This is a genomic window from Bradyrhizobium sp. 139, assembly GCF_023074175.1.
Lineage (GTDB): Bacteria > Pseudomonadota > Alphaproteobacteria > Rhizobiales > Xanthobacteraceae > Bradyrhizobium.
The window spans coordinates 146,596-161,822 of sequence record NZ_JADPKS010000073.1 but is presented as its reverse complement, the minus strand read 5'-3'; the positions used below and the strand labels follow the sequence as shown (position 1 = coordinate 161,822).

Annotated in this window: 17 protein-coding genes; 15 read left to right on the top strand and 2 right to left on the bottom strand. The window is 64.2% G+C overall.

From position 1 onward, the window contains the following. Positions 1-112 precede the first annotated feature (112 nt). From dapA to IVA80_RS17710, 4 genes are all read left to right on the top strand, one after another. Positions 113-1,003 carry a 4-hydroxy-tetrahydrodipicolinate synthase gene (gene dapA / locus IVA80_RS17725; protein ID WP_247432733.1) on the top strand — a complete coding sequence of 297 codons (891 nt, stop codon included), beginning with the start codon at positions 113-115 and terminating at the stop codon, positions 1,001-1,003. Positions 1,004-1,056: 53 nt separating this feature from the next. Continuing rightward, a complete protein-coding gene (gene mscL / locus IVA80_RS17720; RefSeq protein ID WP_247432861.1) occupies positions 1,057-1,473 on the top strand; it encodes a large conductance mechanosensitive channel protein MscL in 417 nt (138 codons plus the stop codon). A gap of 61 nt (positions 1,474-1,534) precedes the next feature. Then, on the top strand, positions 1,535-2,008 hold the full coding sequence (gene smpB / locus IVA80_RS17715; RefSeq protein ID WP_247432730.1) for an SsrA-binding protein SmpB: 474 nt from the start codon (positions 1,535-1,537) through the stop codon (positions 2,006-2,008). A gap of 4 nt (positions 2,009-2,012) precedes the next feature. Beyond that, complete coding sequence (locus tag IVA80_RS17710; protein WP_247432727.1) at positions 2,013-2,594, top strand: peroxiredoxin; 582 nt, start codon at positions 2,013-2,015, stop codon at positions 2,592-2,594. Here IVA80_RS17710 and IVA80_RS17705 read toward each other — a convergent pair. Next, positions 2,591-3,265: a uracil-DNA glycosylase gene (locus IVA80_RS17705; protein ID WP_247432697.1), complete on the bottom strand. Its 675-nt coding sequence runs from the start codon at positions 3,263-3,265 to the stop codon at positions 2,591-2,593. The genes IVA80_RS17710 and IVA80_RS17705 overlap by 4 nt on opposite strands. Beyond that, positions 3,246-3,890 carry an NYN domain-containing protein gene (locus tag IVA80_RS17700; protein WP_247432694.1) on the bottom strand — a complete coding sequence of 215 codons (645 nt, stop codon included), beginning with the start codon at positions 3,888-3,890 and terminating at the stop codon, positions 3,246-3,248. Before IVA80_RS17700 ends, IVA80_RS17705 begins: the two co-directional genes overlap by 20 nt. Positions 3,891-4,219: 329 nt before the next feature. Between IVA80_RS17700 and rpoZ the strand changes: the two genes are divergently transcribed. The 11 genes from rpoZ (at position 4,220) to parC (ending at position 15,130) form a co-directional block, all read left to right on the top strand. Then, positions 4,220-4,612 (top strand): DNA-directed RNA polymerase subunit omega, encoded by a 393-nt coding sequence (gene rpoZ / locus IVA80_RS17695; RefSeq protein ID WP_014494742.1) that lies wholly within the window; start codon positions 4,220-4,222, stop codon positions 4,610-4,612. A 210-nt stretch (positions 4,613-4,822) separates the two neighbouring features. Then, positions 4,823-7,108, top strand: coding sequence for a bifunctional (p)ppGpp synthetase/guanosine-3',5'-bis(diphosphate) 3'-pyrophosphohydrolase (locus IVA80_RS17690; protein WP_247432692.1), 2,286 nt, complete (start codon positions 4,823-4,825; stop codon positions 7,106-7,108). Positions 7,109-7,219: 111 nt separating this feature from the next. After that, positions 7,220-7,972, top strand: coding sequence for a pyridoxine 5'-phosphate synthase (locus IVA80_RS17685; RefSeq protein WP_247432689.1), 753 nt, complete (start codon positions 7,220-7,222; stop codon positions 7,970-7,972). Continuing rightward, entirely contained in the window at positions 7,969-8,388 is a 420-nt protein-coding gene (acpS, locus tag IVA80_RS17680) for a holo-ACP synthase (protein WP_247432686.1), read from the top strand. Before IVA80_RS17685 ends, acpS begins: the two co-directional genes overlap by 4 nt. Positions 8,389-8,638: 250 nt before the next feature. After that, positions 8,639-9,403, top strand: a complete 765-nt coding sequence (lepB, locus tag IVA80_RS17675) for a signal peptidase I (protein ID WP_247432681.1) — start codon at positions 8,639-8,641, stop codon at positions 9,401-9,403. Next, positions 9,400-10,221: a ribonuclease III gene (gene rnc, locus IVA80_RS17670; protein WP_247432678.1), complete on the top strand. Its 822-nt coding sequence runs from the start codon at positions 9,400-9,402 to the stop codon at positions 10,219-10,221. Before lepB ends, rnc begins: the two co-directional genes overlap by 4 nt. Then, positions 10,211-11,137: a GTPase Era gene (gene era / locus IVA80_RS17665; protein WP_247432675.1), complete on the top strand. Its 927-nt coding sequence runs from the start codon at positions 10,211-10,213 to the stop codon at positions 11,135-11,137. Before rnc ends, era begins: the two co-directional genes overlap by 11 nt. 19 nt (positions 11,138-11,156) lie before the next feature. Continuing rightward, positions 11,157-11,537 carry a hypothetical protein gene (locus tag IVA80_RS17660; protein WP_247432672.1) on the top strand — a complete coding sequence of 127 codons (381 nt, stop codon included), beginning with the start codon at positions 11,157-11,159 and terminating at the stop codon, positions 11,535-11,537. 138 nt (positions 11,538-11,675) lie between these two features. Further along, entirely contained in the window at positions 11,676-12,428 is a 753-nt protein-coding gene (gene recO / locus IVA80_RS17655; protein ID WP_247432668.1) for a DNA repair protein RecO, read from the top strand. A gap of 97 nt (positions 12,429-12,525) precedes the next feature. Further along, entirely contained in the window at positions 12,526-12,810 is a 285-nt protein-coding gene (locus IVA80_RS17650; RefSeq protein WP_247432666.1) for a hypothetical protein, read from the top strand. A gap of 61 nt (positions 12,811-12,871) precedes the next feature. Then, complete coding sequence (gene parC / locus IVA80_RS17645) at positions 12,872-15,130, top strand: DNA topoisomerase IV subunit A (protein WP_247432663.1); 2,259 nt, start codon at positions 12,872-12,874, stop codon at positions 15,128-15,130. Positions 15,131-15,227: the final 97 nt, after the last annotated feature.

Genomic DNA, 15,227 nt, shown 5'->3' with positions numbered 1-15,227 from the left:
GGCAAAATCGCGGCCTAAACGGTGCGTCACACGGAAGCGGGTCTTTTACCGGCGGGACAGACCCGATATGAATGCGGCTTGCTCGAGAGATCGCCGCGTACGGAGGAAGTCCATGGCAGCCAAGACGAAATTCCGGGGATCGTTCACCGCCTTGGTCACGCCGTTCAAGAACGGCTCGCTGGACGAGGCGGCGTTCCGCTCCCTGGTCAATTGGCAGATCTCGGAGGGCACCAACGGCCTGGTCCCGGTCGGCACCACCGGCGAGAGCCCGACGCTCAGCCATGACGAGCACAAGAAGGTCGTCGAATGGTGCATCGCTGAAGCCAAGGGCCGGGTGCCGGTGATCGCGGGTGCCGGCTCCAATTCGACCAAGGAGGCGATCGAACTCGCCCAGCACGCCGAGAAGGCGGGCGCCGATGCGGTGCTGGTCGTGACGCCCTATTACAACAAGCCCACCCAGGAAGGGATGTACCAGCACTTCAAGGCGATCAACGATGCGATCGGGATCCCGATCATCATCTACAACATCCCGCCGCGCTCGGTGATCGACATGTCGGTCGACACCATGACGCGGCTGTGGGAGTTGAAGAACATCGCCGGCGTCAAGGACGCCACCGCCAGCATGGTCCGCGTCTCGCAGCAGCGTGCGGCCATGGGAGAGGATTTCAACCAGCTCTCGGGCGAGGACGCGACCATCCTCGGCTACATGGCGCATGGCGGCCACGGCTGCATCTCCGTGACCTCGAACGTCGCGCCGCGCCTGTGCTCGGAGTTCCAGGCCGCCTGGGCGAAGGGCGACCACGCCACCGCGCTGAAGCTGCACGACAAGCTGATGCCGCTGCACAACAACCTCTTCATCGAGAGCAATCCGGCGCCGATCAAGTACGCGATGTCGCTGCTTGGCAAGCTGGACGAGACGCTGCGGCTGCCGATGGTTCCGGTGTCCGAACCGACGCGCGTTGCCGTGCGCAGCGCCATGGTGCACGCCGGCCTGATCAACTGATGCGCTAGCAGGTCGGGGAGCTTTTCATGGGTGTCGAGGAAAAGGGTACGCAAATGCTCAAGGAGTTCCGCGAATTCGCCATGAAGGGCAACGTCGTCGATCTCGCTGTCGGCGTCATCATCGGCGCGGCCTTCGGCGCCATTGTCAATTCACTGGTCGGCGACGTGATCATGCCGGTCATCGGCGCCGTCACCGGCGGGCTCGATTTCTCGAACTACTTCACGGCGCTTTCGAGCAAGGTCACCGCCGCAAATCTCGCGGACGCAAAAAAGCAGGGTGCCGTCTTGGCTTGGGGCAGCTTCCTCACGCTGACGATCAACTTCATCATCATTGCCTTCGTGCTGTTCCTGGTGATCCGTGCCATGAACAAGTTGAAGCGCAAGGACGAGGCCGCGCCTGCCGCTCCACCAAAACCGTCGGCCGAGGTCGAACTGCTGACCGAGATCCGCGATCTCCTCAAGAAGTCTTGACGCGCGCGCTTCGTCCAAACTGTTAGCGTCTTAAGGCGCATCTCGACCGGATTTGTCTGCCATGGCCGATAAGAACGAACGTCCAATCAAGGTCATGGCGGAAAATCGCAAGGCCCGCTTCAACTACGCCATCGAAGACACGGTCGAGGTGGGCATTGCGCTGACCGGCACCGAGGTCAAGTCGATCCGCAACGGCAAGAGCACGATCGCGGAATCCTACGCCGATTCAAAGGACGGCGAGATCTGGCTGATCAACGCGACGATCCCCGAATATCTTCAGGGCAACCGCTTCAATCACGAGCCGAAACGGCCGCGAAAGCTGCTCCTGCACCGCAAGCAGATCAACAAGCTCATGGGCGCTGTGGACCGTGAAGGCATGACGCTGATTCCGCTCAAGCTGTATTTCAACGAGCGGGGCCGCGCCAAACTGCAGCTCGCGGTTGCAAAAGGCAAGAAGCTGCACGACAAGCGCGAGACCGAGAAGAAGCGCGATTGGAGCCGGGAGAAGGGCCGCCTGATGCGGGCGAGGGGGTAGCGGGATGACTCAGAGGAACCTGCTCGATGTCGATTGGAGCCGGATTCCGGCACCTGCCGATGATGGCGGCGCCGCGCATCTCAAAGGCCTGACGCTGCCGGCGATCAGCCTGCTTGCAACTGACGATACGTCAGTGACGCTGGCGTCGCTGCCCGGCCGCGCCGTGGTGTTCGCCTATCCGCGCACCGGCGAGCCCGGCAAGATCGCGCTGGTCGACGATTGGGACATGATCCCGGGCGCGCGCGGCTGCACGCCGCAGACTTGCGCGTTTCGCGATCTGTTCGCCGAGCTGAAGGCTGCTGGCGCCTCACATGTGTTCGGCCTCTCGACCCAGAGCAACGCGTACCAGACGGAGATGGCCTCGCGGCTGCATCTGCCGTTTCCCGTGCTGTCGGACGAGAAGCTGGCGCTGACGCGCGCCCTGAATCTGCCGACCCTGGAGGTCGCAGGCCTGACGCTGATCAAGCGGCTTGCGCTGATCATCGACGATGCCAAGGTCACGCATGTGTTCTATCCGGTGTTTCCGCCCGACCGGAATGCCGGCGATGTCCTGGACTGGCTGAGGGCCAATCCTTCCAAGGACTAATCGAGATCGGCCTTCACCTTTGCGAACACAGAGCGGAACATGTCCGTCGTCAGCACGCCAGTGTTCGTGTTGTAGCGCGAGCAATGATAGCTGTCGTAGAGCCTGAACGCGCCGGCCTGATGCACGGCGCCGTGGCCGAAGGGGGCTTGCGTGGCCTTCAGGTTCAGCGGCTTGAGCACGGTGTCGTGCGCAATGCGTCCAAGCGCGACGATCGCGCGCAGGTTCGGCATCGTCGCGAGATTCGCCGCGAGAAACTGGCGGCAGGTGCTGATCTCGATCGGCAACGGTTTGTTCTGCGGCGGCACGCAGTGCACGGCATTCGCGATCCGGCAGTCGACCAGCTTCAGGCCATCGTCAGGCCGCGCCTGATAGATGCCCTTGGCAAATCCGTATTCGAGCAGCGTGGCGTAGAGCAGGTCGCCGGCATAATCGCCGGTGAACGGACGGCCGGTGCGGTTGGCGCCTTGCATCCCCGGCGCGAGGCCGACGATCAAAAGCCGCGCCTTGATGTCGCCGAAGGGCGCAACCGGCGCATTGTGCCACGACGGCTCGCGCGCGCGGTTCGCCTCGCGAAAGGCGGCCAGGCGCGGGCAGAGCGGACAGTCACGGTCGGGAACAACGGTGAGCGGCTGGCGGCTTGACCGTGCCGCCTCACTCCTCGAAGTCGTCATCGCCCCTCGGCGCCATCGTGGTCGCGCGCTGGAGGAACTGCGGGGCGTGGTGGCGCGCCTCGCGCTCGCCGCGATCACGCGGGGCGGGGCGTTCGGACGGGTCGCGGCCGAGTTTGGATTGCAGCTCGACGAGGTCGGTGAAGACATCGGCCTGGCGGCGCAGCTCGTCGGCGATCATGGGCGGCTGGCTCGCGATCGTGGAGATCACGGTGACCCGCACGCCGCGGCGCTGGACGGCCTCTACCAGGGAGCGGAAGTCGCCGTCCCCTGAGAACAGCACGATCTGGTCGACGTGCTCGGCGAGCTCCATGGCGTCCACGGCGAGCTCAATGTCCATGTTGCCCTTGACCTTGCGGCGGCCGGAGGCGTCGATGAATTCCTTGGTCGCCTTGGTGACGACGGTGTAGCCGTTGTAGTCCAGCCAGTCGATCAGCGGACGGATCGAGGAATATTCCTGATCCTCGATGATGGCGGTGTAGTAGAACGCCCGAAGCAGCGTCCCGCGGCTCTGAAACTCCTTCAGCAGGCGCTTGTAATCGATGTCGAAGCCGAGAGTTTTCGCCGTCGCGTAGAGGTTGGCTCCATCGATGAAGAGCGCGATCTTGTCGGTAGAGGAAGGTGACATTCAGTTTGCTCGCGTCGTGTTCGTGATTGATCGTTTATTGTTGGCGCGGCGACAGCAGGCCGCGCACTTCTAAAGTCCCGCCGAAACCCGTCGAAACCGCAAATCCGGAGAAGTCGGGGCAATCAAGGTATAGTTATGGCGGACCCGCAAACACCTGGTGCCGCCCTTGATGGCAGCCCGGGAAACCACCCGTCCCGACCCCAATGTGGGGGTAGCAGAGCCGTTTGGCGAGGCCAAATCACAAATTGGCCTTGCGAAACCGCCCTGGCCCCTATAACTAGCCCCGATCATCCACATATTTCGTCCCACCCGCAACGGAGCGACAGTCCATGGCTCGCGTCACCGTAGAAGATTGTATCGACAAGGTCGACAACCGGTTTGACCTGGTCCTGCTGGCCGCCCACCGTGCCCGCATGATTTCGTCCGGTTCACAACTAACGGTTGACCGTGATAACGACAAGAACCCTGTTGTGTCTTTGCGCGAAATTGCCGACGAGACCATCTCGCCGGAGGACCTGCGCGAGGAGCTGGTGCACTCGCTCCAGAAGTTCGTCGAGGTCGACGAGCCCGAGCCCGACACCGTGCCGCTGATCGGTTCCGCCGGCGCCAGCGTCGATGCGGACGATACCGAAGTTGCCGTTGAGCGCATGACCGAAGAGGAGCTCCTCAAGGGCCTCGAGGGCCTCGCGCCGCCGGAAGAACAGCCCGAGGAGGACGAGTAAATCGTCCCACCGCAGTCGTCGACTTCTTGTGATCTTATCAAGGGCCCGAACCCGCGTTCGGGCCTTTGCTTTTGTTGGCGTTTTCGTGGTTACCATAGCGTTGCCGCTTCGCGTTATGCACCTGTCACCGAATTGATCGGACGCACGCGCGATCACGGCTAAGATATATATACAACGGGCCGCTGATGGTCCGTTTGAAGGCAGGATGGCATGGTGTATCGGCGCCGGGGACCAACGCAGATGCTGGCCGCAACCGAATCGGTTGCGGTGGCCCCGACTGCGCCGGTGGCTCGCCCGGCCAAACCTCGCGCGCGCATGATGCGTCAATATGACCTCGTCGAGCGCGTCAGGTCCTACAATCCCAATACCAACGAAGACCTCTTGAACCGCGCCTATGTGTACGCCATGAAGGCGCACGGCTCGCAGACCCGTGCCTCCGGCGATCCGTATTTCTCGCACCCGCTCGAAGTGGCGGCGATTCTTACCGATCTGAAGCTCGACGACGCCACCATCGTGGCCGCGCTGCTGCACGACACGATCGAGGACACCGAGGCGACGCGCGCCGAGATCGACCAGATCTTCGGGCCCGAGATCGGCGCGCTGGTCGAAGGCCTGACCAAGCTGAAGCGGTTGGAGCTGGTGTCGCGCGAGGCCAAGCAGGCCGAGAACCTGCGCAAACTGTTGCTGGCCATTGCCGACGATGTCCGCGTTCTGCTGGTTAAGCTCGCCGACCGCCTGCACAACATGCGTACGCTGGACTTCGTGCCGACGGAGTCGCGACGGCGCATTGCCGAGGAGACGCTCGACATCTATGCGCCGCTGGCCGGCCGCATGGGCATGCAGGAAATGCGCGAGGAGCTGGAGGATTTGTCCTTCCGCACCCTCGATCCCGAAGCCTATTCGGTGGTGATGCAGCGACTCGACGCGCTCGCCGAGCGCAACCGCAACCTGATCGGCGAAATCGAGGACCAGCTCTCCAACAATCTGCGCCATCGGGGGCTGGGCGCGCGGGTCTATGGCCGCCGCAAGAAGCCATTCTCGATCTGGACCAAGATGGAGCGCAAGTCGGTCGGTTTCGAGCAATTGTCCGACATCTTCGGCTTCCGCCTCGTCGTCAGCGACATCGAGGCGTGCTATCGCGCGCTCGGCATCGTCCACACCACCTGGCCGGTCGTGCCCGGGCGTTTCAAGGACTACATCTCGACGCCGAAGCAGAACGACTACCGATCCATCCACACCACGGTGATCGGCCCCGGCAACCAGCGCGTCGAGCTCCAGATCCGTACCGAGGCGATGGACCAGATCGCCGAGCGCGGCATCGCCGCGCACGTGTTTTACAAGGAAGGCGTGGGCTCGCCGACCGAATTCCTCAAGCGCGAGTCCAACGCGTTCGCCTGGCTGCGCCACACCATCGGCATCCTCTCGGAGAGCGCCAATCCCGAGGAATTCCTCGAGCACACCAAGCTCGAGCTGTTCCACGACCAGGTGTTCTGCTTCACCCCGAAAGGCAAGCTGATCGCGCTGCCGCGCCATGCCAATGTGATCGACTTCGCCTATGCCGTGCATACCGACGTCGGCAACAGCGCGGTGGGCTGCAAGATCAACGGCCAGTTCGCGCCGCTGTCTTCGGAGCTCCAGAATGGCGACGAGGTCGAGGTGCTGACCTCGGAAGCGCAGGCGGCGCCGCCGTCCGCGTGGGAAACGCTCGCGGTCACCGGCAAGGCGCGCGCCGCGATCCGCCGCGCCACTAGGACTGCAGTGCGCGATCAATATGTCGGTCTCGGCCGGCGCATCGTCGAACGCCTGTTCGAACGCGCCAAGATCGAATATGCCGACGACAAGCTCAAGGGCGCGCTGCCGCGGCTCGCGCGCACCTCGATCGAGGACGTCATGGCGGCTGTCGGCCGCGGCGAGATCAAGGCCTCCCACGTCGCGCGTGCGATGTATCCCGACTACAAGGAGGAGCGCATCGCGCGCTACGGCGTCAAGAAGGGGCTCGCCGCCAAGCTCAGGGAAAAATCGTCGGAGCAGCCGCGCAGCCCGGTCGCGATCCCGATCCGCGGCATCAATTCCGACCTGCCGGTGAAATTTGCGCCGAACGGCGGCGCCGTGCCCGGGGACCGCATCGTCGGCATCGTCACGCCGGGCGAGGGGATCACGATCTACCCGATCCAGGCGCCGGCCCTGAAGGATTTCGAGGAGGAGCCGGAGCGCTGGCTCGACGTGCGCTGGGACATCGAGGACTCCGCGCCGCAACGCTTCCCGGCCCGCATCAAGGTCGAGAACGTCAATGAGCCCGGCGCGCTGGCGCAGATCGCGACCGTGATCGCCGAGCACGACGGCAACATCGACAACATTAGCATGCAGCGCCGCTCGCCCGACTTCACCGAGACGACGATTGATCTCGAAGTCTACGATCTGAAGCATTTGAGCGCGATCCTCGCCCAGTTGCGCGCGAAGGCGGTCGTCGCCCGCGTCGAACGTGTTAATGGATAAAGCTCGTCGTTGCCAGGCTTGACCCGGCAACCCATCTCTTCGAAGAGGATGGATGCGCGGGTCGAACCCGCGCATGACGAGTTGAGAAATGCCACCTTCGTGAGTCCTGAAATGCCTGCACTTCCGCTCCGCCTCGGTGTCAATGTCGACCATGTCGCGACCCTGCGTAACGCGCGCGGCGGCCGCAATCCCGATCCGGTACGCGCGGCGCTGCTTGCGATCGAGGCGGGCGCCGACGGCATCACCGCGCATCTGCGCGAGGATCGCCGGCACATCCGCGACGAGGACATGGCCCGGTTGAAGGCCGAGATCTCAAGGCCGCTCAATTTCGAGATGGCGGCGACCGACGACATGATGCGCATCTGCCTCGCGACCAAGCCGCACGCAGTGTGCCTCGTGCCGGAGCGCCGCCAGGAGGTGACGACCGAAGGCGGGCTCGACGTCGTCGGCCAGCACAATGCACTCGCGCCCTGCATCGCACGCCTGAACGATGCGGGCATCCGGGTCTCGCTGTTCATCGCCGCCGATCCCGCGCAGATCGAGATGGCGGCGCGGCTGCGTGCGCCTGTGATCGAGATCCACACCGGCGCTTGGTGCGACGCCGTCGTCGACGGCCACACCGACAAGGCCGAGGCAGAATGGCAGCGGATCGTGGCAGGGGTGAAGCTGGCGAAGGAAGCGGGCCTCGAGGTTCATGCGGGCCACGGCCTCGACTATGCGACGGCGGAGACGATCGCGGCCCTGCCGGAGATTATGGAGCTCAACATCGGCTACTACATGATCGGCGAGGCGCTGTTCGTTGGTCTTGCCGAGACGGTGCGCAGCATGCGCGCGGCGATGGACCGCGGCCGGAGCCGGGCATGATCATCGGCATCGGCTCCGACCTGATCGACATCACCCGTGTCGGCAAGGTGATCGAACGCCATGGCGAGCGTTTCCTCGACCGCATCTTCACCGCGGCCGAGCGGGCCAAGGCGGAACGCCGTGCCAAGAACGAGAAGATGGTGGTCGCGACTTACGCCAAGCGCTTCGCTGCCAAGGAGGCCTGCTCCAAGGCGCTTGGCACCGGCATAAGGCGCGGCGTCTGGTGGCGCGACATGGGGGTGGTCAACCTTCCCGGGGGGCGGCCGACCATGCGGTTGACCGGCGGGGCGCTGGCCCGGCTTCAGGCCCTGACGCCGGAGGGGTTCGAGGCGCAGATCGACCTCTCGATCACCGACGACTGGCCGCTGGCGCAGGCCTTTGTCATTATTTCCGCCGTGCCGCTGGCCAAGCCCTGACCGGCGGCTGGTGATTTTTATAATTCACATTGAATATCAAGGCTTTATGCAGTTTTGATGCGATCCTTGATTGCGTGCCCCTCGACAACCGTCTAAAAGTCCGCGGACGCAAATCAGGCTGGGCGAATTCGGCTTTACGCCGGAATTGGCCCTCATTATCAGAATCAGGACAATCTCCTTGGGCCGCGGAGCGATGGGCTGTTCGCGGGAGGAGGGCGCTCTGTGACCGCCGGCCGGAATTGAGAGAGCAATGAGCGTGACTTCGGGAACGAAAACTGAAAGCGGCGTCGGCGAAACGATCCGCGTCGTGATCCACGCTCTCCTGATCGCGCTCGTGATCCGCACGTTCCTGTTCCAGCCGTTCAATATCCCGTCCGGTTCAATGAAGGCGACGCTGCTGGTCGGCGACTATCTGTTCGTCTCGAAATATTCCTACGGCTACAGCCACTACTCGATCCCGTTCTCCCCGTCGGTGTTCTCGGGGCGGATCTGGGGCTCGGACCCGAACCGCGGCGACATCGTCGTGTTCCGCCTGCCGAAGGACGACTCCACCGATTACATCAAGCGCGTCATCGGCCTTCCCGGCGACCGCGTCCAGATGAAGGATGGGCTGCTCTACATCAACGACACCCCGGTCGAGCGGCAGCGCATGAGCGAATTTGTCGGCGAGGATCCCTGCGGCTCCGAAGGCGGGGGCACCTCGCGGGTGAAGCGCTGGCAGGAGACGCTGCCGAACGGCGTCTCCTATGAGACGCTGGACTGCGCCGACAACGGCTACATGGACAACACCAACGTCTACAATGTGCCGCCCGGCCATTTCTTCATGATGGGCGACAACCGCGACAACTCCACCGACAGCCGCTTCCTCGGCCAGGTCGGCTACGTGCCGCAGGAGAACCTGATCGGCCGCGCCCAGATGATCTTCTTCTCCATCGCCGAAGGCGAGCATGCCTGGATGTTCTGGCGCTGGCCGTGGGCGGTGCGCTGGAATCGTTTCTTCAAAATCGTGCGATGAAAGACGAAGCCAAGGACATCACGACCCAACCGATCGAGGCGCAAGCGGGCCCTGATGGCGAAGCTGTGCCCAAAACGCCTGCGAAGAAGAAGCGGGCGCGGGGCAGCAAGGCCAAGGGCACGGATGCGAACGCCGCGCTCGAGGCGCGCATTGGTTACACCTTTGCCGATCCGAACCAGCTGATCCAGGCGATCACGCACGTTTCTGCGCTGAAGTCCGGCCGCAAGCGTGGCGACAGCTATCAGCGGCTGGAATTTCTCGGCGACCACGTGCTCGGGCTGGTCGTCTCCGACATGCTCTATCACGCCTTCCCGAATGCCGATGAGGGCGAGCTGTCCAAGCGTCTTGCCGAACTGGTGCGCAAGGAGAGCTGCGCCGACGTTGCCAAATCGCTCGGTCTGCTCGATGACATCAAGCTTGGCTCGGTCGGCCCCGGCGCTGACGCCCGCCTGCGCAAATCGGTGCTGGGCGACATCTGCGAGGCCGTGATCGGCGCCGTCTTCCTCGACGGTGGCTACGCGGCGGCGTCAGAGTTCGTCAAGCGCAACTGGACCGAGCGCATGCACAAACCGCGGCGGCCGCTGCGCGATCCCAAGACCGTGCTGCAGGAATGGGCGCAGGGGAAGGGACTGCCGACACCGGTCTATCGCGAGGTCGAGCGCACCGGACCGCATCACGATCCGCAGTTCCGCGTCGCGGTCGATCTGCCCGGATTGGCGCCGGCCGAAGGCATCGGTGGCAGCAAGCGCGCGGCGGAGAAGGTGGCGGCCTCAGTCATGATCGAGCGTGAGGGCGTTGGCGGTAGCAATGATGATTGAAGCAAACGGCGAGGCGCCTGCCGGAACGCGGTGCGGCTTCGTGGCACTGATCGGCGCGCCCAATGTCGGCAAGTCCACGCTGGTCAATGCGCTGGTCGGGGCCAAGGTCACGATCGTCTCGCGCAAGGTGCAGACCACGCGCGCGTTGATCCGCGGCATCGTCATCGAGAACAACGCTCAGATCATTCTGGTCGATACGCCCGGCATCTTCCTGCCCAAGCGCAGGCTCGACCGCGCCATGGTCTCGACCGCCTGGAGCGGGGCGCATGATGCCGACCTCGTCTGCGTGCTGCTCGACGCCAAGAGCGGCATCGACGAAGAGGCCGAGGCGATCCTCACCAAGGCCGCCAGCGTCAATCACGACAAGATTCTGGTGATCAACAAGGTCGATTTGGTCCAGCGCGAGAAGCTGTTGGCATTGGCGCAGGCCGCCAACCAGCGCATGCCGTTCGCCAGGACTTTCATGATCGCAGCGCTGTCGGGCGATGGCGTCGATGATCTCAGGCACACGCTCGCCGAGATGGTGCCGCCGGGCCCGTTCCTCTATCCCGAGGACCAGATGTCGGACGCGCCGATGCGGCAGTTGGCGGCCGAGATCACCCGCGAGAAGATCTATCGCAAGCTGCACCAGGAATTGCCCTATCAATCCACAGTCGAGACCGACAAGTGGGAAGAGCGCAAGGACAAGTCCGTGCGCATCGAGCAGACGATTTTCGTAGAGCGCGAGAGCCAGCGCAAGATCGTGCTCGGCGCGGGCGGCGCCACCATCAAATCGATCGGCGCGGACTCGCGCAAGGAGATCGCCGAGATCCTGGGCGTGCCGGTGCATCTGTTCCTGTTCGTGAAGGTGCGCGAGAACTGGGGTGACGATCCCGATCGCTATCGCGAGATGGGCCTGGAATTCCCCAAGGAATAGAAGAAAAGATCGATCACCGATGAGCGTACCCAGCAACGTCCGGCGCTTCGAAGCGCTGCTCTATGCATCGTTGATGCTGGATGCCCTGTCGGTCGCGGTCCACGACCGCACGCCCACCGCCGACATGACCGACCAGATGATCATGACGGAGACGCTGCTCGCCGGCGGGATGATCCTGCTCCTGGTCTATTTCGTCCGGCTCGCGGCGCGCGGGCGCAAGAACTGGCCGCGCTGGGTTCTGGCGGCGGCGCTGGTGCTGTCGGTGATTTCGCTTGGCCAGATCATCGGGGAAAAGGGCGTGGAGCTCGACAGCGCCATCGAGATCGTCTCCTGCGTGCTGACGGCGACGGGCCTGTATTTCTCCTTCACCGGCGACGCGCACGGCTGGTTCAACGCGTGAGGTTTCGCGCGGTGGTAGCAAAGGCGCGCCCTGCGTGCCGTGCCCGCCGCGATCGGTCTTGCGCCCTGGAGCAAATTGGTGGGCACGCTTCCGCTTTGCTCATCCTACGAACCGCCGAAATGGGCTACTCTTCATCCCATGGAATGGACCGACGAAGGCATCGTGCTGGGCGTGCGGCGGCATGGCGAGAGCAGCGCCATTGTCGAGCTGCTGACGCGCGGGCACGGGCGGCATCTCGGTCTGGTCCGCGGCGGCGCCGGCTCGCGGATGCGGCCGCTGCTGCAGCCCGGCAACAGCGTGAGTGCGGTGTGGCGGGCGCGCCTCGACGAGCATCTCGGCACCTACGCCGTCGAAGGCCTCAAGCTGCGCGCGGCGACGCTGCTGGGCTCCTCCCATGGGGTTTATGGCGTCACCCATCTGGCCTCGGTTGCGCGGCTCCTGCCGGAACGTGATCCGCACGAGGAGATCTTCGCGATGCTCGCGCATTCGCTCGACGATTTCGACGACATCGGCGGCGCCGCCGTGCACGTGATCCATTTCGAACTGGCGATGCTCGCCGAACTCGGCTTTGGGCTGGCGCTGGAAAACTGCGCGGTAACCGGGGAGACCAGGGACCTGATCTATGTTTCGCCGAAATCCGGCGGCGCGGTGTCGCGCACCGCGGGCGAGCCGTGGCGCGACCGGCTGCTGCGGCTGCCGCCGTTCCTGCGCCAAGGCGAAACCGCGAGCGAGCTCACCGATCAGGATCTTCAGGATGGCTTTCGGCTCACCGGCCTGTTCCTGCTGCGCCATGTGCTGGAGCCGCGCGGGCAGGGCCATTCCGACGCGCGGGCCGGCTTCATCAATGCGCTGACACGGCAGCAGGCGCGGGCGGCGATTCCGGCGCCATGAGCCGGTCGCGGCTCTGCAATGCCCGAATGAGCCGGACTTGCTGGAACAAAACCGGGTTTCCTGGACTTGCCCTCGGGTTCCAACCGGGGATAGCCTCATGCTGATCAAGGGACTTGTGATATCGGCAGCGCTGATGGCGCTGGCGCCGGACGCTCTCGCGGGCGAGCAGCCGGGACTGTTTCGCCGTGCTTCCTGCACCGTCGTCAGGTTCTATGTGGCCAAATATTCGGCTGCAGCCGCAGAGGCATGGGCGCGGTCCAAGGGCGCGACCGAGGCCGAGCTCGAGACGGCCCGGCGTTGCCTGACAAATGCGCCGGCCTCCACGCAGGCCCAAAACCGGCAACCCACTCAGGCCGTCACCGCCGGCTGGGCCGGCCAATAGGCCGCCCACTGGGAACCAATCGATCCTTGCCCGATTCGCTTCCACGGTTTAACCGGGCGGCATGGGAAAACGATTGATTCCGCCGGAGGAACCGGCCGAAATTCACGAGGTGCCGCTGCGTGAGGCGCTGGAAGAGCGCTATCTCGCCTATGCGCTCTCCACCATCATGCACCGCGCGCTGCCGGATGCGCGCGACGGCCTGAAGCCGGTGCACCGGCGCATCCTTTACGGCATGCGCCTGCTCCGGCTCGAGCCCGGCACCAGCTTCAAGAAATCCGCCAAGATCGTCGGCGACGTGATGGGCTCGTTCCATCCGCATGGCGACCAGGCGATCTACGACGCCATGGTCCGCCTCGCGCAGGACTTCTCCTCGCGCTACCCCCTGGTCGACGGCCAGGGCAATTTCGGCAATATCGACGGCGATAACCCCGCCGCCTACCGCTACACCGAAGCGCGCATGACGGACGTCGCGCGGCTTTTGCTCGACGGCATCGACGAGGACGGCGTTGAATTCCGTCCCAATTACGACGGCCAGTCGAAAGAGCCCATCGTGCTGCCCGGCGGCTTCCCGAACCTGCTTGCCAACGGCGCGCAGGGCATCGCGGTCGGCATGGCAACCTCGATCCCGCCGCACAATGCGGCCGAGCTCTGCGACGCTGCGCTGCATCTGATCGAGAAACCCGACGCGAAATCCAAGGCGCTGTTGAAATGGGTCAAGGGCCCGGATTTCCCGACCGGCGGCATCATCGTCGATTCCAAGCAGGCGATCGCTGAAGCCTACACCACTGGCCGAGGCTCGTTCCGGGTCCGCGCCAGGTGGGAGCAGGAGGAGGGCGCCCGCAGCACCTGGGTGGTCGTGATCACCGAGATTCCGTTTCTGGTGCAGAAGTCGCGTCTGGTCGAGAAGATCGCCGAGCTTTTGGACCAGAAGAAGCTGCCGCTGGTCGGCGACGTCAGGGACGAGTCGGCCGAAGACGTTCGTCTTGTGATCGAGCCGAAGTCGAAGAATGTCGATCCCGCCTTGATGATGGAATCGCTGTTCCGGCTGACCGAGCTGGAAAACAAGATCCCGCTGAACCTCAACGTGCTGATGAAGGGCCGCGTCCCCAGGGTGGTGGGACTCGCCGAAGCCTTGCGCGAGTGGCTCGACCATTTGCGCGACGTGCTGATCCGCAGGACCAATTATCGCAAGGCCGAGATCGAGCGCCGGCTCGAGATCCTTGGCGGGTTGCTGATTGCCTATCTGAACATCGACGAGGTGATCAGGATTATCCGCACCGAGGACGAGCCGAAGCCGGCGCTGATGAAGGCGTTCAAGCTCACCGAGGTGCAGGCCGAAGCCATCCTCAACATGAGGCTGCGGAGCCTGCGCAAGCTCGAGGAGATCGAGATCCGCACTGAGGACAAGGATCTGCGCAAAGAGCTGAAGGGCATCGAGGGACTGCTGGCGTCCGAACCCGAGCAGTGGAAGAAGGTCGCCGAGCAGGTCGGCAAGGTCCGCGACATGTTCGGACCCAAGACGCCGCTCGGCAAGCGCCGCACCACCTTTGCCGACGCGCCCGAGCACGATCTCGCCGCGATCGAGGAGGCCTTCCTCGAGCGCGAGCCGGTGACGGTCGTCGTCTCCGACAAGGGCTGGATCCGCACCATGAAGGGCCATGTCGAGGATCTCTCGGGTCTTGCCTTCAAGCAGGACGACAAGCTCGGCTTCGCCTTCTTCGCGGAAACGACGTCGAAGCTCTTGCTGTTCGCCACCAACGGCAAGTTCTACTCGCTCGACGTCGCCAAGCTGCCGGGCGGACGCGGCCACGGCGAGCCGATCCGCCTGTTCATCGACATGGAGCAGGAGGCCGCCCCCGTCGCATTGTTCGTCAACAAGGGCGGGCGCAAATTCCTGGTTGCCAGCCATGAAGGCCAGGGCTTCATCGTCAACGAGGACGACTGCGTCGGCACCACCAAGAAGGGCAAGCAGGTCCTCAACGTCGACATGCCGAACGAGGCGCGCACGGTTACCGAGGTGCTCGGTGACACCGTCGCGGTCATCGGCGAGAACCGCAAGATGCTGGTGTTCCCGCTCGATCAGGTGCCGGAGATGGCCCGCGGCCGCGGCGTCCGCTTGCAGAAGTACAAGGACGGCGGCCTCTCGGACGTGGCCGTGTTCGACGCCAAAGCGGGCCTGACCTGGAGGGACTCCGCCGGCCGCGAATTCTCCGCGACCATGAAGGAACTCGCCGAGTGGCAAGGCACCCGCGCCGACGCCGGCCGCCTGCCGCCGAAGGGTTTCCCGAAGTCGAACAAGTTCGGCAAGGTGATCGGGTAGGGCGCAAGCTCTCGCCGCAACATCGGTGTCATGCCCCGCGAAAGCGGGGCATCCAGTACGCCGCAGCCTATCGGTTCAATCACGGCCGTCCCGGAAT

Bases quoted from the DNA above. Each gene is read 5' to 3' on its own strand.
- recO (WP_247432668.1), top strand. From the start codon at position 11,676: ATGGAATGGACCGACGAAGGCATCGTGCTGGGCGTGCGGCGGCATGGC.
- era (WP_247432675.1), top strand. From the start codon at position 10,211: ATGATGATTGAAGCAAACGGCGAGGCGCCTGCCGGAACGCGGTGCGGC.
- rnc (WP_247432678.1), top strand. From the start codon at position 9,400: ATGAAAGACGAAGCCAAGGACATCACGACCCAACCGATCGAGGCGCAA.
- IVA80_RS17660 (WP_247432672.1), top strand. From the start codon at position 11,157: ATGAGCGTACCCAGCAACGTCCGGCGCTTCGAAGCGCTGCTCTATGCA.
- lepB (WP_247432681.1), top strand. From the start codon at position 8,639: ATGAGCGTGACTTCGGGAACGAAAACTGAAAGCGGCGTCGGCGAAACG.
- mscL (WP_247432861.1), top strand. From the start codon at position 1,057: ATGCTCAAGGAGTTCCGCGAATTCGCCATGAAGGGCAACGTCGTCGAT.
- rpoZ (WP_014494742.1), top strand. From the start codon at position 4,220: ATGGCTCGCGTCACCGTAGAAGATTGTATCGACAAGGTCGACAACCGG.
- IVA80_RS17700 (WP_247432694.1), bottom strand. From the start codon at position 3,890: ATGTCACCTTCCTCTACCGACAAGATCGCGCTCTTCATCGATGGAGCC.
- IVA80_RS17705 (WP_247432697.1), bottom strand. From the start codon at position 3,265: ATGACGACTTCGAGGAGTGAGGCGGCACGGTCAAGCCGCCAGCCGCTC.
- acpS (WP_247432686.1), top strand. From the start codon at position 7,969: ATGATCATCGGCATCGGCTCCGACCTGATCGACATCACCCGTGTCGGC.
- smpB (WP_247432730.1), top strand. From the start codon at position 1,535: ATGGCCGATAAGAACGAACGTCCAATCAAGGTCATGGCGGAAAATCGC.
- IVA80_RS17710 (WP_247432727.1), top strand. From the start codon at position 2,013: ATGACTCAGAGGAACCTGCTCGATGTCGATTGGAGCCGGATTCCGGCA.
- IVA80_RS17685 (WP_247432689.1), top strand. From the start codon at position 7,220: ATGCCTGCACTTCCGCTCCGCCTCGGTGTCAATGTCGACCATGTCGCG.
- IVA80_RS17650 (WP_247432666.1), top strand. From the start codon at position 12,526: ATGCTGATCAAGGGACTTGTGATATCGGCAGCGCTGATGGCGCTGGCG.
- parC (WP_247432663.1), top strand. From the start codon at position 12,872: ATGGGAAAACGATTGATTCCGCCGGAGGAACCGGCCGAAATTCACGAG.
- dapA (WP_247432733.1), top strand. From the start codon at position 113: ATGGCAGCCAAGACGAAATTCCGGGGATCGTTCACCGCCTTGGTCACG.
- IVA80_RS17690 (WP_247432692.1), top strand. From the start codon at position 4,823: ATGGTGTATCGGCGCCGGGGACCAACGCAGATGCTGGCCGCAACCGAA.